The sequence below is a fragment of the Ruminococcus sp. CAG:57 genome, from assembly GCF_000435935.1.
GTDB lineage: Bacteria > Bacillota > Clostridia > Oscillospirales > Ruminococcaceae > Hominimerdicola > Hominimerdicola aceti.
On sequence record NZ_FR890769.1, the window covers coordinates 22,369 to 47,122 of the forward strand.

The 24,754-nt window shown below is 44.2% G+C and carries 25 protein-coding genes and 1 pseudogene; 14 read left to right on the forward strand and 12 right to left on the reverse strand.

Annotation, left to right across the window (positions count from 1 at the left end; translation table 11 throughout):
* From QVO88_RS08830 to QVO88_RS08865, 8 genes and pseudogenes are all read right to left on the reverse strand, one after another.
* Positions 1-321, reverse strand: a pseudogene (locus QVO88_RS08830) (acetyl-CoA carboxylase carboxyl transferase subunit beta); the annotation flags it as partial.
* Entirely contained in the window at positions 321-1,691 is a 1,371-nt protein-coding gene (locus QVO88_RS08835; RefSeq protein WP_022288124.1) for an acetyl-CoA carboxylase biotin carboxylase subunit, read from the reverse strand. The gene QVO88_RS08835 and the pseudogene QVO88_RS08830, both read right to left, overlap by 1 nt.
* A 38-nt stretch (positions 1,692-1,729) precedes the next feature.
* Positions 1,730-2,161 (reverse strand): 3-hydroxyacyl-ACP dehydratase FabZ, encoded by a 432-nt coding sequence (gene fabZ, locus QVO88_RS08840; RefSeq protein WP_022288125.1) that lies wholly within the window; start codon positions 2,159-2,161, stop codon positions 1,730-1,732.
* A gap of 20 nt (positions 2,162-2,181) precedes the next feature.
* A complete protein-coding gene (accB, locus tag QVO88_RS08845; protein ID WP_022288126.1) occupies positions 2,182-2,658 on the reverse strand; it encodes an acetyl-CoA carboxylase biotin carboxyl carrier protein in 477 nt (158 codons plus the stop codon).
* A 15-nt stretch (positions 2,659-2,673) separates the two neighbouring features.
* Positions 2,674-3,906 (reverse strand): beta-ketoacyl-ACP synthase II, encoded by a 1,233-nt coding sequence (fabF, locus tag QVO88_RS08850; protein ID WP_022288127.1) that lies wholly within the window; start codon positions 3,904-3,906, stop codon positions 2,674-2,676.
* 230 nt (positions 3,907-4,136) lie between these two features.
* The gene (gene fabG / locus QVO88_RS08855; RefSeq protein ID WP_022288128.1) at positions 4,137-4,871 is read right to left on the reverse strand and encodes a 3-oxoacyl-[acyl-carrier-protein] reductase; all 735 of its coding nucleotides are present in this window, start codon (positions 4,869-4,871) and stop codon (positions 4,137-4,139) included.
* 18 nt (positions 4,872-4,889) lie between these two features.
* On the reverse strand, positions 4,890-5,828 hold the full coding sequence (fabK, locus tag QVO88_RS08860; RefSeq protein WP_022288129.1) for an enoyl-[acyl-carrier-protein] reductase FabK: 939 nt from the start codon (positions 5,826-5,828) through the stop codon (positions 4,890-4,892).
* A 90-nt stretch (positions 5,829-5,918) separates the two neighbouring features.
* Complete coding sequence (locus tag QVO88_RS08865) at positions 5,919-6,926, reverse strand: beta-ketoacyl-ACP synthase III (RefSeq protein ID WP_022288130.1); 1,008 nt, start codon at positions 6,924-6,926, stop codon at positions 5,919-5,921.
* A gap of 413 nt (positions 6,927-7,339) precedes the next feature.
* Here QVO88_RS08865 and fabD point away from each other — a divergent pair, with 413 nt between their 5' ends.
* The 14 genes from fabD to QVO88_RS08935 all read left to right on the forward strand — a co-directional run bounded on the left by fabD (position 7,340) and on the right by QVO88_RS08935 (position 21,376).
* On the forward strand, positions 7,340-8,263 hold the full coding sequence (gene fabD / locus QVO88_RS08870; protein ID WP_022288131.1) for an ACP S-malonyltransferase: 924 nt from the start codon (positions 7,340-7,342) through the stop codon (positions 8,261-8,263).
* 18 nt (positions 8,264-8,281) lie between these two features.
* A complete protein-coding gene (locus QVO88_RS08875) occupies positions 8,282-8,809 on the forward strand; it encodes a hypothetical protein (protein ID WP_022288132.1) in 528 nt (175 codons plus the stop codon).
* Between the two features lie 18 nt (positions 8,810-8,827).
* Positions 8,828-9,307 carry a dCMP deaminase family protein gene (locus QVO88_RS08880; RefSeq protein ID WP_022288133.1) on the forward strand — a complete coding sequence of 160 codons (480 nt, stop codon included), beginning with the start codon at positions 8,828-8,830 and terminating at the stop codon, positions 9,305-9,307.
* A 166-nt stretch (positions 9,308-9,473) separates the two neighbouring features.
* Positions 9,474-10,322 (forward strand): shikimate dehydrogenase, encoded by an 849-nt coding sequence (locus QVO88_RS08885; RefSeq protein WP_022288134.1) that lies wholly within the window; start codon positions 9,474-9,476, stop codon positions 10,320-10,322.
* A 26-nt stretch (positions 10,323-10,348) separates the two neighbouring features.
* A complete protein-coding gene (locus QVO88_RS08890) occupies positions 10,349-10,864 on the forward strand; it encodes a shikimate kinase (RefSeq protein ID WP_022288135.1) in 516 nt (171 codons plus the stop codon).
* A 29-nt stretch (positions 10,865-10,893) separates the two neighbouring features.
* Positions 10,894-11,022 carry a hypothetical protein gene (locus tag QVO88_RS08895; RefSeq protein WP_265290570.1) on the forward strand — a complete coding sequence of 43 codons (129 nt, stop codon included), beginning with the start codon at positions 10,894-10,896 and terminating at the stop codon, positions 11,020-11,022.
* Between the two features lie 184 nt (positions 11,023-11,206).
* Positions 11,207-13,747, forward strand: a complete 2,541-nt coding sequence (locus QVO88_RS08900; protein WP_022288136.1) for an EAL domain-containing protein — start codon at positions 11,207-11,209, stop codon at positions 13,745-13,747.
* A gap of 95 nt (positions 13,748-13,842) precedes the next feature.
* Positions 13,843-14,652: a hypothetical protein gene (locus QVO88_RS08905; RefSeq protein WP_288177940.1), complete on the forward strand. Its 810-nt coding sequence runs from the start codon at positions 13,843-13,845 to the stop codon at positions 14,650-14,652.
* 202 nt (positions 14,653-14,854) lie between these two features.
* On the forward strand, positions 14,855-15,430 hold the full coding sequence (locus QVO88_RS08910) for a xanthine phosphoribosyltransferase (protein WP_022288138.1): 576 nt from the start codon (positions 14,855-14,857) through the stop codon (positions 15,428-15,430).
* Between the two features lie 45 nt (positions 15,431-15,475).
* A complete protein-coding gene (locus tag QVO88_RS08915) occupies positions 15,476-16,627 on the forward strand; it encodes a BMP family ABC transporter substrate-binding protein (protein WP_022288139.1) in 1,152 nt (383 codons plus the stop codon).
* Positions 16,628-16,780: 153 nt separating this feature from the next.
* A complete protein-coding gene (locus QVO88_RS08920; protein WP_022288140.1) occupies positions 16,781-18,316 on the forward strand; it encodes an ABC transporter ATP-binding protein in 1,536 nt (511 codons plus the stop codon).
* Positions 18,309-19,415 carry an ABC transporter permease gene (locus tag QVO88_RS08925; protein WP_022288141.1) on the forward strand — a complete coding sequence of 369 codons (1,107 nt, stop codon included), beginning with the start codon at positions 18,309-18,311 and terminating at the stop codon, positions 19,413-19,415. Before QVO88_RS08920 ends, QVO88_RS08925 begins: the two co-directional genes overlap by 8 nt.
* Complete coding sequence (locus tag QVO88_RS08930; protein WP_022288142.1) at positions 19,408-20,367, forward strand: ABC transporter permease; 960 nt, start codon at positions 19,408-19,410, stop codon at positions 20,365-20,367. The genes QVO88_RS08925 and QVO88_RS08930 overlap by 8 nt, the downstream gene beginning before the upstream one ends.
* A gap of 178 nt (positions 20,368-20,545) precedes the next feature.
* Positions 20,546-21,376, forward strand: coding sequence for an AraC family transcriptional regulator (locus tag QVO88_RS08935; protein WP_022288143.1), 831 nt, complete (start codon positions 20,546-20,548; stop codon positions 21,374-21,376).
* Between the two features lie 115 nt (positions 21,377-21,491).
* On the opposite strand, the gene QVO88_RS08940 is transcribed toward QVO88_RS08935, so the two are convergent.
* From QVO88_RS08940 to QVO88_RS08955, 4 genes are all read right to left on the reverse strand, one after another.
* Positions 21,492-23,303 carry a beta-L-arabinofuranosidase domain-containing protein gene (locus QVO88_RS08940; protein WP_022288144.1) on the reverse strand — a complete coding sequence of 604 codons (1,812 nt, stop codon included), beginning with the start codon at positions 23,301-23,303 and terminating at the stop codon, positions 21,492-21,494.
* Positions 23,304-23,491: 188 nt separating this feature from the next.
* Positions 23,492-23,815, reverse strand: coding sequence for a thioredoxin (gene trxA / locus QVO88_RS08945; RefSeq protein WP_022288145.1), 324 nt, complete (start codon positions 23,813-23,815; stop codon positions 23,492-23,494).
* Positions 23,816-23,832: 17 nt separating this feature from the next.
* Positions 23,833-24,030 carry a ferredoxin-thioredoxin reductase catalytic domain-containing protein gene (locus QVO88_RS08950; RefSeq protein ID WP_022288146.1) on the reverse strand — a complete coding sequence of 66 codons (198 nt, stop codon included), beginning with the start codon at positions 24,028-24,030 and terminating at the stop codon, positions 23,833-23,835.
* 30 nt (positions 24,031-24,060) lie between these two features.
* Positions 24,061-24,597: a flavin reductase gene (locus tag QVO88_RS08955; RefSeq protein WP_022288147.1), complete on the reverse strand. Its 537-nt coding sequence runs from the start codon at positions 24,595-24,597 to the stop codon at positions 24,061-24,063.
* Between the last annotated feature and the right edge of the window lie 157 nt (positions 24,598-24,754).

Sequence of the window (24,754 nt, forward strand, 5' to 3'; positions counted from 1 at the left end):
TGTCTTTTCCCTCAAAGCCTGCTGTTTTGCTTCATAGTCAGGGAAATCTATAGGATTTTTTGATACCATATCCTTATCAAATTCCTCAAAGCTGCCCTTATCTATGGTTATATCAAGACGTTCTTTTGCGGTAAGTCTTGAATGATAGTTACAGTGAGGACAAACCTTGCCGTTTGCCTGAAACTCCTCCATAAAAGTGACGTTTCTGCATCTTGGACACTTGAAAAGCAGACCCTTTGGGATATCGGTCTTTTTCTTGTCATCGTCCGCCTTATCGCCGTTAAATCTTACTTTAACGACAGAAAACAGATCTTCAAGCATTATTCCTTACTCCTCTCATCTGCCAAAATGTCGGTACGGTTAAGAAAACCGTTATCGTAATTGCCCTCTAAAAACTCAGGGCGTCTTATAAGCTTGAGCTGGAAATCAACATTGGTTGCAACGCCGTCTACGATAAACTCAGACAGCGCCCATGTCATTTTCGCAATAGCTTCTTCTCTGTTCTTACCGTGAACGATGAGCTTGCCTATCATTGAATCGTAATAAGGCGGTATCTCATAGCCCTGATAAACTGCGGTATCTACTCTTATTCCTGGTCCTCCTGGGATAAAGAGCGACTTTATCCTGCCAGGTGACGGTCTGAAATCAAGAAGCGGATTTTCCGCATTTATACGGCACTCTATTGCATGACCTGTCAGCTTTATATCCTCCTGCTTTATAGACAATCTCTGTCCTGATGCGATAAGAAGCTGTTGCTTTACAAGGTCAACGCCTGTAACAGCTTCTGTGATAGGGTGTTCCACCTGTATACGGGTGTTCATTTCCATGAAATAGAACTCGCCGTTTTTATCCACAAGGAACTCAATAGTGCCTGCATTCCTATAGCCGCAGACCTTAGCGGCTGTACAAGCGGCTTTGCCCATTTTCGCACGAAGCTCCTCATTCATAAAGCTTGCAGGGGAAGGGGCTTCCTCGAGGACCTTCTGATTTCTTCTCTGCATGGAGCAGTCACGCTCGCCCAGATAGATAACATCGCCGTAATTATCCGCAAGTATCTGTATCTCGATATGCTTAGGGTCTTCTATGAATTTCTCGATATAGATCTCGTCATTGCCGAAGCAGGCAAGAGCTTCCTGCTTTGCGGCGGTCATCTGTGATTCAAGCTCATCGTCGGAGTGAACGATCCTTATGCCACGTCCTCCGCCGCCTGCTGAAGCCTTTACCATAACAGGGTAGCCAAGATCTCTTGCAAGGGTATGCGCCGCATGGATATTTGAGATAGCACCGTCTGAACCCATTATAACAGGCACACCTGCTTCTTTCATTGTTTCCTTTGCCTGCGCTTTATCGCCAAGCATTTCAATAGACTCGGCTCTCGGTCCTATGAAAGTTATGCCGCACTTTTCGCACATTCTCGCAAAGGACGGATTTTCAGACAGAAAGCCAAAGCCCGGGTGGATAGCGTCTGCACCTGTTATCTCGCAGGCGGAGATTATCGCCCTGACATTAAGATAACTGTCCTTGCTTGGTGCAGGACCTATGCAGACTGCTTCGTCTGCTATCTGAGCATGGAGAGCGTTTCTGTCGGCGGTGGAATATACCGCAACAGTATGTATGCCAAGCTCTCGGCAGGCTCTTATAATGCGGACAGCGATCTCGCCTCTGTTCGCTATCAATACTTTTTTGAACATATTATGCCTCACTAATTATGACTAGAATAAGAGATACCTTACTTTATCGCAAAAGTTATCTCAGCGGAAACAGCCTTCTTGCCGTTTACAGAAGCAAGTGCCTTTCCAACGCCGATAGGACCCTTGACTTTGATTATCTCCACCTCGATATCCAGCTTATCACCAGGCACTACCTGCTGACGGAACTTACAGTTGTTTATGCCGCCGAACAGACCTATCTTGCCCTTGTTCTCAGGAAGTGAAAGCAGTGCAACTGCACCTGCCTGCGCACACATCTCTACCATAAGTACGCCTGGGGTAACAGGATAGTTCGGGAAATGTCCCTTGAACCAAAAGTCCTCAGCCTTTATATACTTTGTAGCCTTTACACGCTTGCCCACTTCAAGCTCGTTTACCTCGTCGATAAGCAGAAAAGGGTCACGGTGAGGGATTATTTCCATGATCTGCTCTTTATTCAAAACAACTGCCATTGTCTTTCCTCCAAATCAGTTTAGTCAAGTATCATTATGGTCTGATCGAACTCAACAGCGTCGCCGCTGTTTACGCATATCTCTCTTACCACGCCGTCAAATTCGCTCTGTACTTCGCTCATTACCTTCATGGACTCGATAATGAAGATAGTGTCGCCCTTCTTTATCTTGTCGCCAACGCTTACGAACGGCTTTGAATCAGGTGACGGAGCGGCATAGAATGTTCCCACGATAGGGGCTTTAACTGCCTTGCCGCCTGTTACCGGCGCTGATGTTGCCGACGCTTCTGGTGCTGTCTGGGTAGCAGGTAAAGCTGTGCCTACAGCCATTGGCATAGGCATTCCCATTGGTGCAGGAGGAGGGCATTTCTTGCCCTTTACTGTTATCACCTTGTCGCCGTCAGCTATTGTTATCTCACCGAGGTCTTTATTCTTCACGATATCGGCAAGCTTCTCTATTGTTTCAAGGTCAAACTGACCATAAATTTTTTCGCTCATATCAGTTTCTCCTTATTAGTCGCACTTCTTGATACAGATAGTAGCGTTATGTCCGCCAAAGCCCAGAGAGTTTGAAAGTGCTGCATAGACAGGCATTTCTCTGTTGCCCTCAACACAGTAGTCAAGGTCGCACTCAGGGTCAGGAGTGGTGTAGTTTATTGTTTTATGAACAAAGTCGTTCTGTACAGAAAGTGCAGTAACGATAGCTTCCATGCCGCCTGCCGCACCAAGAAGGTGACCTGTCATAGACTTTGTGGAGTTTATGACCGTCTTTCTTGCGGCTTCTTCGCCAAGAGCAAGCTTGATAGCTGTTGTTTCATACTTATCGTTAAGACCTGTTGATGTGCCGTGAGCGTTGATGTAGTTCACCTGCTCAGGCTTCAGACCTGCTTCTTCATAGGCATACTTCATTGCATGAGCGGCAGCCTCACCTGTTGGTGATGGGCTTGTCATGTGATAAGCGTCGCCTGTTGCGCCATAGCCTGCTATTTCAGCTATGATATTTGCACCTCTTGCTTTAGCGTGCTCATACTCTTCAAGGCAAAGTATGCCTGCACCCTCGCCAAGGACAAAGCCCTGTCTGTTCAGGTCGAATGGAGTTGAAGCCTTGTCAAGCTCTGTTGCCTTTGAGAGAGCCTTCATATTGTTGAAGCCGCTGAGTGCGAAATGAGAGATACAAGCCTCTGAGCCGCCGCAAAGGCAAACGTCAAGGTAGCCGTCCTTTATCTTTCTGAAAGCCTCGCCGATAGCGTGAGTACCTGAAGCGCAAGCTGTAGTGGTACAGAAATTATCGCCCTTAAAGCCTGTCTGCATTGCAACAGTGCCGGCAGCCATATTGCCTATCATCATAGGGATAAAGAATACGGACACCTTGTCAGGCTTTTCGTTGAACTTTGTGACTTCCTTTTCGGTCATGTTAAGACCGCCGATACCAACGCCGATTATAACGCCTGCTTTGAAAGGATCAACGTCCTTGAAATCAGTGCCGGCCATGGCAAGAGCCTGCTTTGCAGAGCACACAGCGAACTGTGTGAATCTATCCATTCTCTTTGCCTCTTTTTTGTCTATATACTCTGTGCAGTCAAAATCCTTGACAGCTCCGACTATCTTTACAGGGAAATTCTCAGTATCGAACTGGTCAACATATGAAAGACCGTTCTTGTTAGCCTTGATGTTCTCCCAGAACTCTTCTACGTTTTTTCCAAGAGGGTTTACTGTACCCATACCTGTGATAACAACTCTTCTCATTTAAACACTCCTTTATTTCTGAAACAATGATATATCTTATCTTTCCACGGCACATATCGAGCACATGGCTTGTGGGATAACGGGCAAACGCTGTTCGTCCCTACATTATTGCTTGATATAAAGCCAAACAATATTTTTATTCGGTCTGCATATTTTCGCTGAGCGGACACAAATTACATCATACCGAAACGCACGGCGTAAAATGCCCGTCACGGCGAGTGACCGAGTGACTACATCATAAGTCCGCCGCTTATTTCTATTACCTGTCCTGTAACGTAGCTTGCGTCCTTTGAGGCAAGGAATGATACAACGCCTGCTATCTCATCTACCTCGCCGTAACGTTTCATAGCTATCTGATTTATCATAGCCTGTTTCTGAGCGTCTGTAAGCTTGTCCGTCATAGGGGTCTTGATAAATCCAGGGGCAACTGCATTGCAGGTGATACCTCTTGAGCCAAGCTCCTTTGCAACTGTCTTTGTCATGCCGACGATAGCCGCCTTTGTTGCGGAATAGTTTATCTGTCCAGGATTGCCGTAAAGTCCTGCAACGGAAGCAAGATTTATTATTTTGCCTGACTTCTGTCGCATCATAACGCTGCCAACGAACTTTGACATATTGAACACGCTCTTCTGGTTTACAGCAACTACCATATCGTACTGTTCCTCGCTCATACGAGCCATAAGACCGTCACGAGTGATTCCTGCGTTGTTTACGAGAACGTCGATAGTGCCGAAACGAGCCTTTACTGCCTTGACTGTTTCCTCTACCTGTGCATAGCTTGAAACGTCGCAGATGAACTTTTCACACTCTACACCCTCTGCCTTTATCTTATCCATTATATCGTTATCTTGAAACATTGCCTCAGAGATGTCGTTGAGAGCAATATTATAGCCGTCCTTTGCAAGTCTGAGTGCTATTGCTGCACCTATTCCTCTTGCGGAACCTGTTATCAATGCTGTTGCCATTTTATCTTCCTCCGTCTTTTACTTGCCGAGAAGCTTTTCTGCTTCTGTGAACATTTCCTCTATCATATCCTTTGCAGGTTCGACCTTCTTTACCATGCCTGCGATAGCTCCGCAGAGGAAAGAACCTTCTTCAAGGTTGCCGTCCTGAACGGCTTTTCTCAGTGAACCGAGGGTTATCTCTTCAAACTCCTCAGGTGTGATCGTGCCGTTTGCTTCGCCGCTTGCAAGCTTCTTTGAGAACTTTGTCTTAACGTTTCTGCATGGGTGACCTGTATATCTGCCTGTTACGATGCTGTCTGTATCCTTAGCCTTTACAACAAGCTCCTTATAAACAGGGTTTATCTGACACTCCTCTGCGGCAAGGAAACGTGTGCCGAGCTGTACGCCCTCTGCGCCAAGCATGAATGAAGCGGCTATTCCTCTGCCGTCTGCTATTCCGCCTGCGGCGATAACAGGTATCTCAACTGCGTCAACTACCTGTGGTACAAGACACATCGTTGTGTTCTCACCGATATGTCCGCCTGACTCTGTTCCCTCTGCAATAACAGCGTCAGCGCCTGCTCTTTCCATTCTCTTTGCAAGAGCAACTGACGGAACGACAGGTATCACCTTTATGCCTGCTTCTTTCCATGCAGCCATATACTTGCCTGGGTTGCCTGCACCTGTTGTTACGACAGGTACGCCCTCATCTATAACGAGCTGAGCGAGGTCGTCGGCATTAGGGCTCATGAGCATGATATTAACACCGAAAGGCTTGCCGTTTACAGCCGCCTTTGTCTGTCTTATCTGATCTCTCAGGTAGTCGATAGGTGCAGAGCCGCCTGCGATTATGCCAAGTCCGCCTGCGTTTGAAACTGCGGAAGCGAGAGTATGCTCAGCTATCCAAGCCATACCGCCCTGAAAGATAGGGTATTTTATACCCAAAAGTTCAGTTATTCTTGTCTTTGTAGTAGTCATAGTAGTTCTCCTTATTGTCAAAAGCAAATTTTATGCCATAATACATAATAACAATTTATTATGTACCGAATATAAACTGTATATTTATTATCAATACTCGAAAACAGCCGCACCATAAGTAAGTCCACCGCCGAAGCCTACAAGACAAACCTTGTCGCCTCTTTTTATCCTGCCTTCTGCAACTGCGTCGCAAAATGCGATAGGGATAGATGCGGAAGATGTGTTTCCATAGCGGTCGATATATACCGGGAACTTGTCCATTGAAACGCCAAGGTGCTTTGCGGCAGTTTCGATTATTCTTATATTTGCCTGATGCGGCACTATCCAATCAAGGTCATCAGGGGAAATTTCGATCTTTGCACAAGCCTGCTCAACTGCATTTGGAAGTGCCTTTGTGGCAAACTTATAGACCTCTTTGCCGTCTTGCTTGAAGAAATAATCCTTTGTTTCAGGCATATCCATATCAAATTCCTCGGTATTGGTTCTGAAAGCGTTCTCAGACTTCAAAGCACGGGAAGCAAGATACTTTGCACCGTTTCCGTCTGCGCCAAGGAAACTTGAGTATGTAGTATCCTCTGCTGTTTCAAGGACGAAAGCGGCTGCGCCGTCACCGAAAAGCACGCAGGAAGAACGGTCGGTATAGTCAACGAATTTTGAAAGCTCCTCAGAAGCCACCAAGAGAACGGTCTTTATTCCATCTCCTGTCTGGAGATATCTCTTTGCGGTATCAAAGCCGTAAACAAAGCCTGCACAAGCAGCGTTAAGGTCAAATGCGATACAGCCTATCGCGCCTATCTCTCTCTGGATAAGGCAGGAAAGTGACGGAGTGAAATAATCCCCTGTTACTGTTGTGGCAATAATAAGGTCGATATCCTCTGCCTTTACTCCTGCGTCAGCCATTGCAGCCTTTGCCGCCATTGCTCCAAGATAGTATGTAGGCTCGCCATTTGTGATGTGTCTTTGCTTGATGCCTGTTCTCTGAGTTATCCACTCGTCGCTTGTTTCAACGATCTTTGTGAAATCCTCGTTTGTTGCGACCATTTCAGGCACATATTTGCCTATGCCCTTGATCTTTACGCCTGTTACTTTACTTCCCACTGATTTTTCCTCCTGAAAATTCTATATTATATATTGTATATTTCCGTAATTTGTGCTATAATGTTCTTGTTCCTATGGAGCAAGTCAAAATATATTATATCAAAATATAATTAGTTAATTTTTTAACTATATAACACATATCATAACATTATAATTATAAACTGTTTTTTTAGATACGTCAATAACAAATTATGAACAACTCTTGATGAATTTAAACATTTAGAGAATTTTTCACAAGTTTTAGGGCGTTAGTTAATATTATGTGTCCATTTTTGAAAATATCTTGCAAAAATTAAATCATAAAACAATAATTGAGCGGAGATAGCTTTCAGAAATTTACAGATATGAGATAAGGCGGCTTTGATATTATCAGGCGGCTATGTATAAATTTAACCACAAAGGAGTAAAATTTTATGTCAAAAAACATTTTCTTATTTTCTGGGCAAGGCTCACAGTATGTAGGAATGGCTAAGGAGCTTTGCGAAAAGTATGATGCTGCAAATGCGGTTTTCGACACAGCGGAAAAGGTGCTGGGATATGACCTGAGAGCGGTAACATTTGACGGCCCTGACACTGAGCTTAACAAAACAGTGAACTCACAGCCTGCTATAATGGCTTGCTCGCTTGCCGCTTTTGAAGCCGCAAAGGCTGAGGGCATCACATTTGACGGCGTAGCAGGTCACTCACTGGGCGAATATGCTGCTATGGTAGCCGCAGGTGTTGTAACTATGGAGGACGGCTTCAAGCTCATCAAGGCGAGAGCGGCTGCAATGCAGAAAGCCGCAGAGGCTAACAGTGGCTCAATGTATGCTATAATCGGTCTGCCTGCTGAAGAGGTCGAGAAGATATGCGAGGAAACAGAGGGCTATGTTGTTCCTGTAAACTACAACTCAGCCGTTCAGACTGTTATCGCTGGTGATACTGCGGCTTGCGAGGCGGCTGCGGCAAAGTTTGCGGAGATGAAGAAAAAGGCTATAAAGCTCAATGTTGCGTCCGCTTTCCACTCAAAGCTCATGCAGAGTGCGGCTGATGAATTTATCGAAACTGCAAAGACAGTTGAATTCAAGACTGCAAATGTAGATTTTTACTCAAACGTTCTTGGAACAAAGCTTGAGGACTTTTCTGCTATGCCTGATATGCTTGCCAAGCACATCGTTTCACCCGTTAAGTTCACTTCTGAGCTTGCAGAAATGGAAAAGGCAGGCTATGAAAACTTTATCGAGCTTGGTCCTAACAAGGTGCTTACGGGTCTTGTAAAGAAAACTCTCAAGGGCAAGAACGCTGTGAACATTGAGAACAATGCCACAATGGAAAAGGCTCTTGCTTCTCTGAGCTAAAATATCGAGGGGAGAAAAATGAAAAAGGCTATGAAAAGGGCTTTGCTGTTGGCATTGGCGGTGGCAATGCTTGTTTGTCTGAGTGCCTGTGGAAAATGTGCGTGGGAGATAAAGATAAACGGCAAGGATATACAGATACCATGCACTCTGGACGATATTGGCGAGGAATATGAATACACGCTGGATTATCCTTTTTCGGGAAACTCAAACGGCAAGGGGATATTCTCGGTGGCGCTTATGCAGGACGGCAGTATAATAGGCACTGTTAAGGTAGAAGCGGACAGTGTTGACAATATTGACAGGAAGTCGAAGATACGTCAGATAAGTGCGGCGCAAAGCAGTTCCGATAAAAAGGGAATGAGCATTGCAGGGGTAAAATGCGGTGATGACAAGACGGAAGTCAAAAAAGTTTTCGGCGAGCCTGACAGTCCTGACGCAGACGCATGGAAATACAAGAAAAGGAGCTTTTTGGCGACTTTCTTTTTTGATGATGACGGCAAGGTGACAATGCTGAGCATATCAGACATTGATGATGAAGATACCTGATAAAAGGCGGTGTATAAAATGAAACGCAATGACTACATATCATGGGACGAATATTTTATGGGCATTTCACTGCTATCTGCACAGAGGAGCAAGGATTCTCACACGCAGGTAGGGGCTTGCATAGTTTCTCAGGACAACAAGATATTGTCAGTAGGCTACAACGGTATGCCTACCGGGTGTTCTGATGATGAGATGCCGTGGGACAGGAACGGAGAGTTTCTTGACACGAAATATCCATTTGTGTGTCATGCCGAACTTAACGCCATTCTCAACCATGCGGCAGGAAGCTTACAGAATGCCAAGATATATGTTTCACTTTTTCCATGCAACGAATGTGCAAAGGCTATCATTCAAAGCGGCATAAAGGAAGTCGTTTACTGGGAAGACAAATACGCTGACACTGACGGAGTTAAGGCTTCTAAGAAAATGTTTGAGCTGACGGGGGTAAAGATACGCAGGTATATACCTACTAACCGTGAGATAACTATAAGGCTGTAAAAGGCAATTATCCTGCCGAAACAGTTTCAGGCGACAATGCGGGCGAACACTGTTCGCCCCTACTGTACATTGTGCGGTTATTAAGATTTGTGCAATAAATTGCAAGTTGCCCCTACAGATATACATTATTAATATGCGGAAATTTTTTATAAAGAAGGAATGTAAAATGTCAAGAAAATACGCTATACTTGGAGAAACGCTTAAACACACTATGTCGCCGCCTATTCACGCCAGGCTTTTTGAACTAAAAAACCGTGAATACGAGTACGAGATACTGGAGGTAAAGCCTGAGGAGCTTAAGGACAAGGCGGAGTATCTTAATTCTCTTAACGGCTACAACATCACTATTCCCCACAAGATAGGCATTATCGACTACACTGATGAGCTTGACCAATCGGCAAAGCGTTATCACTCTGTAAACTGCGTTGACAACAAAAACGGCAGGCACGTTGGTTACAACACTGACTGCGACGGCTTTCTCAGGACTGTTCGTGCAATGAATATCGACTTCACGGGAAAGATACTGCTTATAGGCTGCGGCGGAGTAGGCAGAATGATGGCAATTGAGGCGGCTCTTGCCGGGGCTGACCTTTACATTGCGGTACTGGAGAGCGATATGCCTTTGGCTAAGCAGGTAGAGAAAGAAATAAAGGCTATGAAGTCTGACGCTAGGATAACTATTGTTCTAAACACTGAGATACCGACCGACGTTCACTACGAGCTGCTTATGAACGCTTGCCCTGTGGGAATGTATCCTAAGACAAACGCCTGCCCTGTTCCTGATGAAGTTATAAAGGCGAGCGGTGCGGTATTTGACGTTATATACAACCCTCGTGAGACTTTGCTCATGCAGAAAGCCAAGGCTATGGGCAAGAACGCTGTCGGAGGCATGGCAATGCTAGTTTGGCAGGCGGTTTCCGCTCACGAGATATGGGACGGCGACGAATACACAGACGAGGAAGTTCAATCTATCATAGACGAAATGGAGATCGCTGTGGAGAAGGATTTTAAGTAAAATACATTATAATAAGGATAGTAAATATGAGACCAATATTTTTGTGCGGCTTTATGGGCTGCGGAAAATCTACTGTGGGAAAGATCTTGGCGAAAAAAATGGGCTGTCAGTGCGTTGACCTTGACAAGTATATCGAAAATACGGCAGGAATGAGCATACCTGAAATATTCGACAAATACGGTGAGGAGCATTTCAGGAAGCTTGAAACCGAGGCTCTTGCAGCATTTGCTGACATTGGCGGCGTTGTTGCAACAGGCGGCGGAGCATTGCTTTCGGAGGAGAACGGCAAGGTGGCTAAAAGATCGGGCATGGTGGTCTTTATCGACACATATTTCAACACCTGCTACGGACGCATAAAAAACGACCCTAACAGACCTATCGCTTACAACTCCACCAGAGAACAGCTTTTAGAGCGGTTTGACTATCGAAGACCTTTATATCTTGCCCACTCACACTATGTCATAAGCGGTGGTTATCCGCCTATCGTCATCGCTTCTAAGATACAAAAGCTTTACAAGAGATTTGATTTCGGGCAGGGCTGATTTATCTCTTCCCTGCAGGGGCGACCTTCATGCCCCCTGTTTTCGGGCTTATCGCAAACCATGCGAGCCTTAAGCTTATGCCCGTTTATCTTGCATTTTTCTTCATACTTCTGCTTGTGATGATGCCAAAAACGGAAAAGCTTTGTCATAATAAATAGTACGGCTTGTGCAAACAGTACCAAATTATTTGTATCTTGGATAATCAAAAATAGCTATTTATAACGAATAATCCAAAAAGTCTGCAAGCACTGATAAAAAATGTTGAAAATCCTACCGACATGTTGTATACTTATGATATGAAGACGTTATATTAAACTGCCATATGACAGAAGGGAGCTGCAAATGGACATACAGAAAACCGTGCTTGTCGTTGACGACAGCACAACGAACCGATCTATACTTTGCGACATACTACATTCTGACTATTCTGTGATCCAAGCAGAAAATGGCATACAGGCTCTTACAAAGCTAAAAAAACAGGATAAAAAAGTTGACGCTATAATACTGGACATCATAATGCCCGAAATGGACGGATATGAGTTCATGGATAAAATAAAGCAGGATAAAACCTTATCTCAGATACCTGTTATTATACTAACAGAAAAATCAGACAGAGACACTGAAAAAAAGGTGCTTGAAAGCGGTGCGTGGGACTTTGTTCCAAAGCCTTATGACGCTGATATTATAAAGCTAAGGCTCAAAAACGTTATCGCAAGAAGTCAGGTATCGCTGCTCAAAGAGCTTAATAACGTTATGAACTACGACCCTCTTACGGAGATATATTCAAAGAATAAATTTTTCAGTGCGTCAAAGGCACTTCTTAAGGCTAATCCTGACAAGCAGTTCGCTTTTCTAAGACTAGATATCGACCGTTTCAAGCTTATAAATTCATTTTTCGGCACTGCGTATGGAGACAGACTGCTAAAGCATGTTGCAAAACGTATAAGAGATTTTGCAAAAACAACGGAATGCTGTACCTTCGGTAGGATAGACGCTGACGTTTTCGGTATCTTCACCCCTTATCAGGGCAAGGAAGAAACAGTAAAGCAGATAGAGCAGGCTGTTGAAAACATGAAAAAACTGTCCGCAAGCTATAACATCATGATCGTTTACGGCGTTTATGTGGTGACTGACAGAAGCCTGCCAATATCCTTCATGTGCGACCGTGCCGCTCTTGCCGCTAAAACTGTAAAAGGGCATTATATGAAAAGCTATGCTTTTTATGATGACAAAATGCGGCTTTCTATTGAAAATGAGCAGAATATAATAAATGAAATGAGCGACGCTCTTGAAAATAATGAGTTCGTACCTTACTATCAGCCTAAATACGACGTAAAGACAAACAAGCCTGTGGGTGCGGAGGCTCTTGCTAGGTGGATACACCCTACCAAGGGATTTATCTCACCTGGTGTGTTTATCCCGATATTTGAGAAGAACGGCTTTATCTCAAAGCTTGATTTCTACATATGGGAATGCGTATGCAAACAGCTCAAGGAATGGAAAGACAGCGGAGTTCCGCTCTTCCCTGTTTCTGTAAACGTTTCAAGGGTAAACCTTTACAACCCTAATCTTTCAAAAATAATAATCGAACTTACGAAAAAGTATGACGTTGAGCCTAAGTATTTCAACATCGAGATAACGGAAAGCGTTTATACTGACGACAATGTAATGATAGATGATATCACTAGCCAGCTCAGAAATAATGGCTTTACTATCCTCATGGACGATTTTGGCAGTGGCTATTCTTCCCTGAACGTACTCAAAGATGTTCAGGTGGATATGCTAAAAATGGACATGATGTTCATGTTCAAGGCAAAGTATGACGGCCGTGCAGAAACTATAATTTCTTCTGTTATCAGAATGGCCAAATGGCTCAATATCCCTGTTATAGCAGAAGGCGTTGACAAAGCGGAGCAGGTAGAATTTCTGAAAAGCGTAGGCTGTGACTACATTCAGGGCTTCTATTTTTCAAAGCCTTTGCCTGTGGCAGAGTATGAAAAGCTTATCTCAGATCAGGAGGAACAGCCTGTGCCTGAGAACGGGACATCAGTAAACGACCTGCTGTGGGGCAAGAGCGGAGGATTGCTGGCATATATCGACAGCATCGACCAGCCTGCTACGATATATGAATGTTTTCCGGACGGCACAGTGGTAATGGTATGTTCAAACAAGGCGTTTTTACAAAAATACGGCTATGACAGCAGTGTGTACGGCAAACTCAATGTTATGAACTGCATTGACAGCGAATGCAAAGAGAAATTCAAAAGCTCTGTAAACAAGGCAATAGAGAGCAAGGACAGAGCAGAATGTGTTCTCAGTATGCACGAGATAAACGGCAGGAAGCACTGGTTCAAGACGCATTTACGATTTGTCAGCGAAATGGGTGTAAGCTCTGTACTTATAGCGTATTTCACGGACGTGACCGACATGGTGTTGACGGATAAACGCATAAACGACTATAAGAACTATATCCAAGATGAAATAGACCGAAAGCACAAGATCCTTATCGTCAGCAACAACAGCGACGCACGCTGTCAGCTAGAAGAGATACTTTCTCAGGAAAATACTGTTTTCACTGCAGAAACCATTCAGGCAGGAAAAAAGCTTCTTCTTAACGAGGATATCGACCTTATTTATTTTGACATACAGCTTATTTCCAAGGACGATGAATTTCCTCTTGACATTGATGAAAGAAGACTTCCTGTTATTGCTATAACCCAGGCTCACGGCGTACTTAAAGGCATGACAAAATTGAAGAACAGAGTTTCCGACTTTGTTATGAAGCCGTATATAGATGAGCTGGTACGCCTGAGAACGACCAATCTTATAAAGATCAATATTTCAGGCAGTGCAAACGAAAAATATTTCAGCCGAACTAAATGATTTGAAAAGTCCTCTGAGATAAACGGAGGACTTTTTTCTCTTGTTAAGCAGTCAGCTTTATTGACAAAATATACACTATCTGATATTATATAGGTATGAATGCTGAAAGCGAGGGAGAAAAAATGTATCTTGACAAGTGGCGTGTGGCAATAAGAAATTTGAAAAATTCGCTTTTTTCATATCCAAACACGGCTCAAAGCTGTTTCCCTGACCCTATCACGGACGACACAGTGTTTTACTGCGTTCAAGGTCTTGTATATGGCAGTCAAAAGTTCCCTGACGGAAAATTCATACGCAGTTCTCCTGTGACCTCGGTATACTCTGAGGACGGAAAGCTTTTTGCCAAAACAATAAACAACGTTTATGAGCTTAAAACGCCAAGCGATTATTTTGACTGCGATATTGCTGAAAATGCCGCACAAAAAACAGGAAGCAGTGAGCTTGCTGAAACAGCTAAAATGCAGAGAGAAAAGCTCAGGGCACAGCTTGATAAATTTTTCACGATCTGCCAGAGGCTTTGTGATAATGAACAGGCTGACGTTGCAAATGAGTTACCTGAAGATACTCTTGTTATATGCTATTACGGCACTGACCCACATGGAAACAAGATGTTCTACAAAAATGAAGATATGGTAGTGCCTGTTTTTGCATATGTGACCGTTGGGCTGGTCATTGATTCTGTGGGGCTTGCGGAAAGCGAGGAAAAGCTGGATTTATGGGATACGCTGGGGAGATATTATATCGACAGCGAGCTTATGGAGTTTTATGACTGTGACACGAAAAACCTTATTTTCTGCAATTTGACGAACTCTCCTATATATGTCACAATTTACGAAAGCTCCGCTGCGATGCTCTGTATGCCGAACACGGCTAAGATAGCTTCAAGAAAAGTAAAAGAAAAATAAAACTTTTATCCGTCTGAGATCTCAGGCGGATTTTTTTATTGCACAATATAGAAAAGAACGTTGAAAATTAATAGAATGTTAAACTTTTAACGTGTCATAGCAATTGAATAATCGTCGAAAGTGTAGTATAATTTTCTTATATAGTTGTTTTTTGATGTAAAATAATATATTTAACTATTTTTTGTATCGTGAGGAAAAGATCATGGAAATTTTAAAACAGCGTATTCTTAAGGACGGAGTAGTAAAGGAAGGAAACGTTCTCAAAGTCGATAAATTCCTTAACCACCAAATGGACGTCAAGCTTTTCAACGATATCGGTGAGGAGTTTGCAAAGAGATTTGCAGGAACAGGCGTAAACAAGATACTCACTATCGAGTCATCCGGTATCGGCATTGCCTGCATTGCGGCACAGCATTTTAACAACTGCCCTGTTATTTTTGCAAAGAAAACTCTCAGCAAAAATCTTGACGGCGAAATGTTCGTTACTCAAGTAAAGTCCTACACAAAGGGCGTTACATATGACGTAATGGTATCTGAAAAATATCTCGGCAAGGGTGACAAGGTGCTTATTATAGACGATTTTCTTGCTAACGGCTGTGCGCTTATGGGACTTATAGATATTGTAAAGCAGTCAGGGGCTGAGCTTGCGGGAGCAGGTATCGTTATCGAAAAGGGCTTCCAGGTTGGCGGAAAGACTATCCGTGACATGGGTGTAAAGCTCGAATCTCTTGCTATCGTTGACTCTATGGACAACGGCACTATCACTTTCAGGGACTAACGCACAAGGCGTTACCAATAAATATTTTATGGAGGAAGATCAAACATGAAGGTAAGACGTATTCTTGCGCTCGTTCTTTCTGCGGCTCTTGCTGTAACAGCTCTTACAGCTTGTACATCTGCTAAGGACGAAGCATCACAGAAGTCGGCTGACAAGCAGACGACAACTCTCAGCTATGACACTGTAAAGATCGGTGTTATACACATCGGCAACCCTGCCGACGGTTCAGGCTACACATATGCTCACGATCAGGGTATCGTTGGTATGCAGAAGGAGCTTGGACTTAAAGACGATCAGATCGTAAGAAAGAACAACGTATCAGACAGCGACCCTGCTGCTACAGAAACAGCTATCCGTGAGTGCATCGAGGAAGGCTGCAACATCATCTTCGGCACAAGCTGGGGCTATATGGACAAAATGGAATCCCTCGCTGAGGAATATCCTGACGTTTATTTCTGCCACGGCACAGGCTACAAGAACAACGGCAAGAACCTTAACAACTACTTCGGAAGAATTTATCAGGCAAGATATCTCACCGGTATCGTTGCAGGTATGAAGACAGAGTCAAATCTTATCGGTTACGTTTCCGCTATGGGCAGCGAGAACTCTGAGTGCACAGGCGGTATCGACGCTTTCGCAATGGGCGTTTATTCTGTAAATCCTGACGCTAAGGTTTATGTAAAGGTAACAAACAGCTGGTATTCACCAACAGAGGAAACAAACGCTGCAAAGGCTCTTCTTTCTGAGGGCTGCGACGTTATCGCTCAGCACTGCGACACACCTAACCCACAGCTCGAGGCTGAAAGCGCAGGCAAGTGGGGCGTAGGCTACAACACAGATATGTCTAAGGACGCTCCTAAGGCTACACTTACTTCAACTCTTTGGAACTGGTCTGCATACTACACATATCAGGTAAAGCAGATCGTAGATGGCAACTGGAAGTGTGAGAACTACTACGGCGGCATGGCTGACGGTCTTGTAGACATCGCTCCTCTGAACATGGATATCTGCACAGAGGATATGCAGAAGGCTGTTGACGAGGCTAAGGCTAAGATCGAAGACGGCTCATTCAACGTATTTGACGGCGTTATCGAAACAAACGACGGCAAAACAGTTGGTGAAGAGGGCAAAACTCTTGACGACGCTACTATCACAGGCGGAATCAACTGGTACTTCAAGAACGTTGAGGTCAAGTAATAAGGCTTAACAGCATAACAAAACATTTATACGGGCGGTGCAGGTTGCCGCCTGTTTTGTTAATGATATGAGCATACGGCAGCAGGTAATTCTGCTGTCGGTTTCTGATGACATTAGCAAATCTAAGGAAGTTCATAAAAAGGAGCTGAAAGTATGAGTGAAGAAATATCTGCTGAGATCGCTGTAAAATGCAGCGGTATAACAAAAGTTTTCGGCAGCGTGGTTGCAAACGACGGCATTGATCTTGAAGTAAAATACGGTGAGATACTTGCACTGCTGGGCGAAAACGGATCAGGAAAGACCACGTTGATGAATATGCTTTCGGGTATCTATCACCCTGACAAGGGCAATATCTACATTGCCGGCAAGCCTGAGGCGATAAATTCACCTATGGATTCTATCGAACTTGGCATAGGCATGATACATCAGCACTTCAAGCTTGTGGAGGTGTTCTCCGCCGCAGACAACATTGTGGCAGGCACAAAGGGCAAGCTTAAGAGCAAGGGCGCTGTAAGAGATGAGATAAAAAAGATATCTGAACAGCTTGGTCTTGAAGTTGACCCTGACAAAAAGGTATACAATATGTCCGTCAGTGAAAAGCAGACAGTTGAGATACTGAAGGTGCTTTACAGGGGTGCTAAAATACTTATTCTTGACGAGCCTACGGCGGTTCTTACTCCGCAGGAAACTGAAAAGCTTTTCAACATCCTGAGAAAAATGAAAGCTCAGGGCTGTGCTATCATTATCATCACCCACAAGCTGGGCGAGGTAATGGATATATCTGACAGAGTGACCATACTGCGAAAGGGCAAGAGCGTTGAAACTGTAAACACAGCAGAGAGCAGTGAAAAACAGCTCACTGAGCTTATGGTAGGCAAGGCGGTGGAGCTTTCAATAGAAAGACCTGAACCTGTGAACGTAAAGCCGATACTTAATGTAGTCGATCTGACGGTAAAGAACTCTGAGGGAAGCATTGCTCTCGATGACGTAAGCTTTGTTATAAACAGGGGCGAGATACTTGGTGTGGCAGGCATTGCAGGAAGCGGTCAGAAAGAGCTTTGCGAGACTATCGCAGGGCTTCAGAAGATAGAAAAGGGCGCAGTGCTTTACAACAAGGAGAACATCATAGGCAAGACACCTAAGGAGATAATAAATCTCGGCATAAGCATGAGCTTTATCCCTGAGGACAGACTTGGAATGGGTCTTATCGCTTCGGTGGGTATGACGGACAATATGCTTCTTAAAACATACAAGCAGGGCAAGCTTTGCTTTGTAGACAGAAAGCCTGCTAAGGCGCTTTCAAAGGAGCTTATAGAAAAGCTTGAAATAAAAACTCCGTCAACGGAACTTCCTGTAAGAATGCTTTCGGGCGGAAACGTTCAGAAGGTCCTGCTTGGACGAGAGATACACAGTGAGCCTGACCTGCTCATAACCGCATATCCTGTTCGTGGACTTGACATCAACTCATCATATCTTATATACTCGCTTCTTAACGAGCAGAAGAAAAAGAACACGGCTGTGCTTTTCATAGGCGAGGACCTTGACGTTCTTCTGGAGCTTTGCGACAGGATAATGGTGCTTTGTCACGGCAAGATAACAGGTATTTGTGACGCCAAAAAGGTCACAAAGGAACAGGTAGGCATGATGATGACAGGCTCGACAATGGAGGAGGTGCTGGGCATTGGCTGATATTATAAAAAAAGAGCCTCTTATAAGAATAGCCAAGCGTGCTGAACGCTCAAACAAGCAAAAGCTTATCATAAGGCTTCTGTCGGTGCTTCTGGCTATTTGTGCAGGCGGAATATTCATTCTTATTCTTGGCAAAGATCCGTTTTCATACTATGCGAAAATGGTAAAGGGTGCTTTTATCGGCAAGAACGCCGCAAGCCCTTTTATGCCGTTCAAAGAAACCATAAAGATAATGATACCGCTTCTTATATCTTCTCTTGGCATTACGCTTGCGTTTAAGATGAAGTTTTGGAATATCGGTGCAGAGGGTCAGATAATAATGGGCGGAGTTTTCGCTTCATACTTCGCTCTTTATCATTACGATATGCCTCACTATCTGCTTTTCATTGTGATGTTCGTTGCGGCGATGATAGGCGGAGGACTGTACGGCATTATCCCTGCATTTTTCAAGGCAAAATTCGACACAAACGAAACTTTGCTCACCCTTATGCTCAACTATATCGCACTTTACGTTATAGATTGGCTCACAAAGGGCGCATGGCAGGATCCTGAGTCAAAGGGATATCCTAAGATAGCAAGATTTGACCTTAACGCATGGCTTGACTCGCTGGGCGGTGTGCAGATAGGCTGGTTGATAGGTCTGGTGCTTGTGGTATTGGTATTTATCTATCTTAAATACACAAAGCAGGGCTACGAGATAACTGTAGTATCAGACAGCCACGCAACTGCAAGATATGCAGGCATGAGCCCTAGCAAGATAATGATAAGAACGATGTTTTTGAGCGGTGCTATCTGCGGTATCGCAGGAATGGTGCAGGCTTGCGGAACAGAACACACACTTTCAACATCTGTTGCAGGCGGAGTAGGCTTCACGGCTATCATAGTTGCATGGCTTGCAAACCTCAATCCATTCGGCATACTTGTGGTGTCATTCTTATTCGCAGTCCTTGAAAAGGGCAGCACTGTGGTATCGTCTGAATTTGTTCTTTCACCTTACTGCTCGGACGTTTTGCAGGGAATAATCCTGTTCTTCGTGCTTGGCTGTGAGTTCTTCATCAGATACAGATTTGTAACAAGAGGAGGCAGGAAAAATGACTAGACTTATTTCATTCCTTGCCCATGCGGTATATATGGGTACTCCTCTGCTTTTCGGCACAGTAGGAGAGATACAAAACGAAAAGGCGGGACACCTTAACCTTGGCGTTGAGGGAACAATGGCAATGGGCGCTTGTGCAGGCTTTATGGTAGCATACAAGACAGGAAGCCTTTGGCTTTCCATACTTGCGGCATTTCTTATGGGTGCGCTTGTTTCCCTTATCTATGCTTTTCTTACCATAACAATGATGGCGAACCAAAACGTAACAGGTCTTACACTGACTATATTCGGCACGGGACTTTCAAACTTCATAGGCGAGCAGATGATATCCGCTTCACCTACAGGCAACCTCAAACTGCCTGACGGAGTGATGAGCAGTCTGAAAAACATTGACATACCGCTTCTCAGCAAGATACCTGTTCTTGGAGAGGTGCTTTTCTCACAGAACATTTTCACATATCTGAGCATTGTTATCGCTGTGATAATGTTTATCTATCTGAAAAAGACTAAAGTGGGTCTTAACCTTAGAACTATCGGTGAGAATCCTGCTGTTGCGGACGCTGTGGGAATAAGCGTTGTGAAATACAAATACATAAACGTTCTTATCGGTGGAGGAATATGCGGAATAGGCGGAGCGTTCTGCTCAATGGTAATAAACGGCGGTGTTTGGATGGCAAACAGCGTGAACGGTCTTGGCTGGATAGCTGTAGCGCTTGTTATCTTTGCTGTATGGAATCCTGCAAGGGCTATTTACGGAGCGTATATTTTTGGTGCATTCATGGTGCTGAAATACTACTTCCCGAAAAACCTCGGCTTCACTGTTCCTGAGTCATTCTTTGATATGCTCCCATACCTTGTAACGGCTCTTGTTCTTATCATCACTTCAGTGAAAAAATCAAGAGAGCGTTCACAGCCACAATCCTGCGGTATAAATTATTTCCGTGAGGAGAGATAGGATCTCGAAGCTTGGCATTGTTTTCAAAGTGTAAAATAATTCTCAAGCCCCTACAATATATTACAGATAATACCTAAAGCAACATATTTAAAAGCTCTGCGTTTTGCAGGGCTTTTATTTTTGCCCTAGTGACAAAATGCAAAAGATGTGATATAATCAGATAAAAAGGGGTGAGAAAATGCTCAATATATACGAAAAATGCCCACAACCTAGGTTTTTCACCTGCGGCTGTCTTGAGAATGATGGCGGTTTTCTGCACATCAGGAGAACGCTTAACTGTGATGTGCTTATTTTTGTGACAGAGGGGACGCTTTTTATCACAATGAACGACACCGATCTTGCCGTGTGTCCGGGAGAATATGTCCTCCTGCCCTCCGGCACAGAACATTGGGGCACAAAGCCATGCGCAGGCAGGCTTTCATATATGTGGGTACACTTCTCTGCTCCGAAAACCCGTGGAGAAAGCTGCCCTGAGAGCGGCTTTGCATACGTTATCCCTGAGCATTTCACCGCCGCAGACCCTGGACGTGTGAGCATCATTTTCAGACAGCTTCTTGACTATCAGCGACAGGAAAGGCTTTACACTGAAATGCTCCCTGTCTGCACACTTTCAATGCTTCTTATGGAGATAACACAGCAATATCTTGCCGCTGGGAATGAACATGAGATATCCCCGAAGATATACAACATCTGCCAATGGATAAGATCGAACTGTCAGAAAAAGCTCACGGCAGAGATGATAGCACGGCATTTTCACTACAACGCTGAATATCTTTCCCTTATCTTCAAGAGGGAAACAGGCTGTACGCTTATAAAATATCTAAGCCGCACTAGAATAGACATCGCCAAAAGGCTTCTTGAAACGGAGGGCATAAGTATAAAGGAAACCGCCTATTCAAGCGGTTTTTTTGACGAAAAATACTTTATGAGGACCTTTCGCAAGCTTGAGGGCATGACGCCTATGCAATATCGTGAGGCATTTAGGAAAAGGAATATAAACAGTAAATAAAAGAAGCGATACCACACGGCTTTTTGTGCGGTATCGCCTTTATTTTATATTAACTAAAGGTTGATAAAACAAGTGAGCGGACACTGGTTGCACCTACAGGAGGTTTGATAAAAACTTACTTCTTCTCAGAGAAATAAACTGTGTATTCCTCGTCCATAACGTCGTAAAGTGGCTTGAATGTGATGTTATATTCCTGTCTCTTTGTGATATACTCGTTCTGCTTCCATGGGAATGTGCTGTAGGTGTGTTCTATCTGTGGCTCGAAAATATCGGCAGGCTTTGAGTAGTCACCGTGTAGACCGCAGTCACAGCCTGTTATGCCTGCAAGAACTATCGGCCCGTCAACTGCTGCCGCAAGGTATGGCATATCTTCAAGACGCTCCATTCTTATTTCTGACGGGAAGAAAAGACCAACTGTGTCGTTCTGCCACTCACCTGCCAGCTTTATATAGCCGTTTGCGATCTCAGCCTTTACTGCATTGCCGTTCACTGTCACTTCAGGCTCACCGCTTACCCATTCAGGCAGGCGAAGCTTCAGAACAAAAGCTGTCTTTTCTTCACAGCTTACTGTGAACTTCATTGACCAGCGTGACATTGTGAAGTCAGAATGTTCGTCAAAGAAAGTCTGGCTGTTGTAGTTTTTCATATCAGTTGTCTGCTCAATATGAACAGGCTTGTCTGATACTGTGATATCAGCCTTTGAAGGTATATACTGGCTGACAATAACGCCCTCACTGTCTGTAAAATAGACAAGGTCAGGATAAAGAGTCTGAGCCTGCACCATTGTTCCGTGACAGCACCAGAAATCGTGGGTCTTGCTGCCCCATTTTTTCTTTGAGCCGTGTTTAAGAGGCAGGAAATATGTTGGCATACCGGTAGAAGCGTTCTGCTGTGCAAGGAAGCCGTTATAAAGGCAACGCTCGATATAATCTGCATACTTTGTGTCACCTGTCCACTTGAAGAGGTAGTCGGCAGTTCTTACGAGGTTGTATACAGTGCAAAACTCCTGATCTGACGCACCAAGGAAATGACCCTGCTGATGAGGTGGCACCCAGAACTCACCTGAGTTTGCACCGCTTGTGGCGTATGTTCCACGGTCTGTGACAGCGCACTTGAAAAATCTCTCTGTGCGCGTTTTCCACTTTTCATCCCCTGTTATCTCATACATTCTTGCCGCACCATGAGAAAGCGGGATACCTGCGTTTGCGTGGTCGTTTGTGAGAGCGTCGCCGCCCTTATCAAGAGTATCGAAAACGCAGTTTCCGCTGTAGCGTTCGGCAAGCTTCATATACTTTTCGTCTTTTGTTATGCCGTAAAGGTCAGCCCAGACTTCGAGCATACCGCCCTGCTCGCCCTTATAAATGGCGTCGGGTGAACGTTTCAGCATCTCGTCTGTCCAATGAACATACCAATCTGCAAGCTTGCCCACAACGTCAAGAGCCTGCTCATTGCCTGTGTATTTATACACGTCAGTAAGACCCATGACAGTTTTGTGCATTACATACTGAGGTGACCACACATACTGACCTCTTGCCATCAAATCGAAATACTTTTCAGGGATAGAGCCTATCCACTCGCCGCCATTGAGCTTCTGACAGCGTGCAAGCTCGCTTATTATCTTATCAAGCTTTGCTTTAAGCTCAATATCCTCATTTGAAGCGCAATAAGCTGCCGCCGCAGACAACCAATGACCGAGAAAATGACCTCTCAACTGGCAGGTAGGAGCTTCCCAGCCCCAGTGGAGCTTTGCTCCTTCAGGATCGTTCGCCACCTGAAGCCCCGGCATTACAACGCCTGCTTCTAGGTAGAAATTCTGCAAAAGGCAAGTGGAGTCAAGCTCAAAAAGGTAGTTTCTGTTAAGGTCGGCTCTTTCACGAAAAAGTCCTGAAAGAAGCGACACATTATGACTGTTCACTTTATCAAGCATAGAAGATACCTCCGAAATTTTATTTTTTCTATACTTGATTATAACAGCAAACCGCATATCTTTCAAGTGGACAAAACCCGAGATTTTATGGACAAAGCTTAGGTATTCATAGCCCAATTACGATACAACAAAAGAAATGGGCGACCACAGGTCGCCCATACGCTTTGTTATGTTATGATAAACTGTTTTTACTTCGCCTTTGCCGAAGCCACAAAAGATTTGAGCTCCTCCTCAGACATATAGCCGACAGTTGAAGCAACTACCTTGCCATGTTTCACAACAAAAAGGGCAGGTATGCTCGAGATACCGAAAGCGGCTGCAAGCTCGTTTTCATCGTCAACGTTGACCTTCCCCACCTTTACAGAACTGTCCTCCTCAGAATACTTATCCACCAGCGGTGAAAGCATTTTGCACGGACCGCACCATGCTGCCCAGAAGTCAAGCAGGACAGGCTTTTCCGAGTGCATTACTTCGTTTTCAAAATTATCCTTTGTTATGACCTTTACTGACATTTTTCACAGCTCCTTTTCTAATCCTTGCTTTTGTAATAGAGCATACAATGGCAGAAGCCCTCAAAATTCGGGTCGGCTATCTGCTCACGGAACTCTTTGCACATACACTTGTTTTCCTCTGTGCGCTGTATCCTGCACGGACAATAGCCACCTGTGCGTTTAAGCCCCTCTTTTATGCTCTTTACCATTTCTTTATCATCATTAAGACGTACCATTACTACCTATCCTTTGCAGATATGCTTAGATTATTCCTTGACAAATGCCTTTACTATCTCGCCGATATACTGATAGTGATAATCCTTGTCAGAATACCATTTCTCATCGTTTTCAGTATCAACAAAGCACTCAGGCTTCATCTCCTGAACATAAGCCTTTTTGCACACAAGCACCATATCAGCTTCCGCAAAAGCTGTTACCTCCACGCCGTTTTCAGACACGAACACAGGGGTCAGACCTGTTTCCTTTGCCTTGTCGCAGTCACGTCCACTATGTGAGCCACAGAATGAAAGTGCCTTTTTATACTCCTCTTTGAAAAAGCTTATGGTGAAATATTCTGCCTTGTCGATAAATTCCTTTGTATATCTCTGTGGTCTTATAACTGTGGTGAAGGTGTTCTTTCCCCACATAACGCCTGCAAAGCCCCATGAAGCTGTCATTGTGTTCCAGCCACTCTCGTCGCCTGCTGTTACAAGAAACCACTCCTTGCCTATCTTTTTGTATGGATTGAAGTCAATAGCGTCAAGCTTTTCTGTTACCTCTTTGAAACCGTTGAAACTGCTCATTTTCATTACCGCCTTTCAGTATTATGTCAGACTTATCATACTTATTGTACACCAATATCGTATAGAAAACGTCTGAGTATATTATATATCATTTCTTATGAAATTGCAACCCCTTGAAAACACTGAAATATTGTACAAAAATCGTTAAACAGGGCTT

What these genes read in the sequence shown, in the direction of transcription:
- QVO88_RS08835 (WP_022288124.1), bottom strand. Translation starts at nt 1,691, where the DNA reads ATGTTCAAAAAAGTATTGATAGCGAACAGAGGCGAGATCGCTGTCCGC.
- fabZ (WP_022288125.1), bottom strand. Translation starts at nt 2,161, where the DNA reads ATGGCAGTTGTTTTGAATAAAGAGCAGATCATGGAAATAATCCCTCAC.
- accB (WP_022288126.1), bottom strand. Translation starts at nt 2,658, where the DNA reads ATGAGCGAAAAAATTTATGGTCAGTTTGACCTTGAAACAATAGAGAAG.
- fabF (WP_022288127.1), bottom strand. Translation starts at nt 3,906, where the DNA reads ATGAGAAGAGTTGTTATCACAGGTATGGGTACAGTAAACCCTCTTGGA.
- fabG (WP_022288128.1), bottom strand. Translation starts at nt 4,871, where the DNA reads ATGGCAACAGCATTGATAACAGGTTCCGCAAGAGGAATAGGTGCAGCA.
- fabK (WP_022288129.1), bottom strand. Translation starts at nt 5,828, where the DNA reads ATGACTACTACAAAGACAAGAATAACTGAACTTTTGGGTATAAAATAC.
- fabD (WP_022288131.1), top strand. Translation starts at nt 7,340, where the DNA reads ATGTCAAAAAACATTTTCTTATTTTCTGGGCAAGGCTCACAGTATGTA.
- QVO88_RS08875 (WP_022288132.1), top strand. Translation starts at nt 8,282, where the DNA reads ATGAAAAAGGCTATGAAAAGGGCTTTGCTGTTGGCATTGGCGGTGGCA.
- QVO88_RS08880 (WP_022288133.1), top strand. Translation starts at nt 8,828, where the DNA reads ATGAAACGCAATGACTACATATCATGGGACGAATATTTTATGGGCATT.
- QVO88_RS08885 (WP_022288134.1), top strand. Translation starts at nt 9,474, where the DNA reads ATGTCAAGAAAATACGCTATACTTGGAGAAACGCTTAAACACACTATG.
- QVO88_RS08890 (WP_022288135.1), top strand. Translation starts at nt 10,349, where the DNA reads ATGAGACCAATATTTTTGTGCGGCTTTATGGGCTGCGGAAAATCTACT.
- QVO88_RS08895 (WP_265290570.1), top strand. Translation starts at nt 10,894, where the DNA reads ATGCCCCCTGTTTTCGGGCTTATCGCAAACCATGCGAGCCTTAAGCTT.
- QVO88_RS08900 (WP_022288136.1), top strand. Translation starts at nt 11,207, where the DNA reads ATGGACATACAGAAAACCGTGCTTGTCGTTGACGACAGCACAACGAAC.
- QVO88_RS08905 (WP_288177940.1), top strand. Translation starts at nt 13,843, where the DNA reads ATGAATGCTGAAAGCGAGGGAGAAAAAATGTATCTTGACAAGTGGCGT.
- QVO88_RS08910 (WP_022288138.1), top strand. Translation starts at nt 14,855, where the DNA reads ATGGAAATTTTAAAACAGCGTATTCTTAAGGACGGAGTAGTAAAGGAA.
- QVO88_RS08915 (WP_022288139.1), top strand. Translation starts at nt 15,476, where the DNA reads ATGAAGGTAAGACGTATTCTTGCGCTCGTTCTTTCTGCGGCTCTTGCT.
- QVO88_RS08920 (WP_022288140.1), top strand. Translation starts at nt 16,781, where the DNA reads ATGAGTGAAGAAATATCTGCTGAGATCGCTGTAAAATGCAGCGGTATA.
- QVO88_RS08930 (WP_022288142.1), top strand. Translation starts at nt 19,408, where the DNA reads ATGACTAGACTTATTTCATTCCTTGCCCATGCGGTATATATGGGTACT.
- QVO88_RS08935 (WP_022288143.1), top strand. Translation starts at nt 20,546, where the DNA reads ATGCTCAATATATACGAAAAATGCCCACAACCTAGGTTTTTCACCTGC.
- QVO88_RS08940 (WP_022288144.1), bottom strand. Translation starts at nt 23,303, where the DNA reads ATGCTTGATAAAGTGAACAGTCATAATGTGTCGCTTCTTTCAGGACTT.
- trxA (WP_022288145.1), bottom strand. Translation starts at nt 23,815, where the DNA reads ATGTCAGTAAAGGTCATAACAAAGGATAATTTTGAAAACGAAGTAATG.
- QVO88_RS08950 (WP_022288146.1), bottom strand. Translation starts at nt 24,030, where the DNA reads ATGGTACGTCTTAATGATGATAAAGAAATGGTAAAGAGCATAAAAGAG.
- QVO88_RS08955 (WP_022288147.1), bottom strand. Translation starts at nt 24,597, where the DNA reads ATGAGCAGTTTCAACGGTTTCAAAGAGGTAACAGAAAAGCTTGACGCT.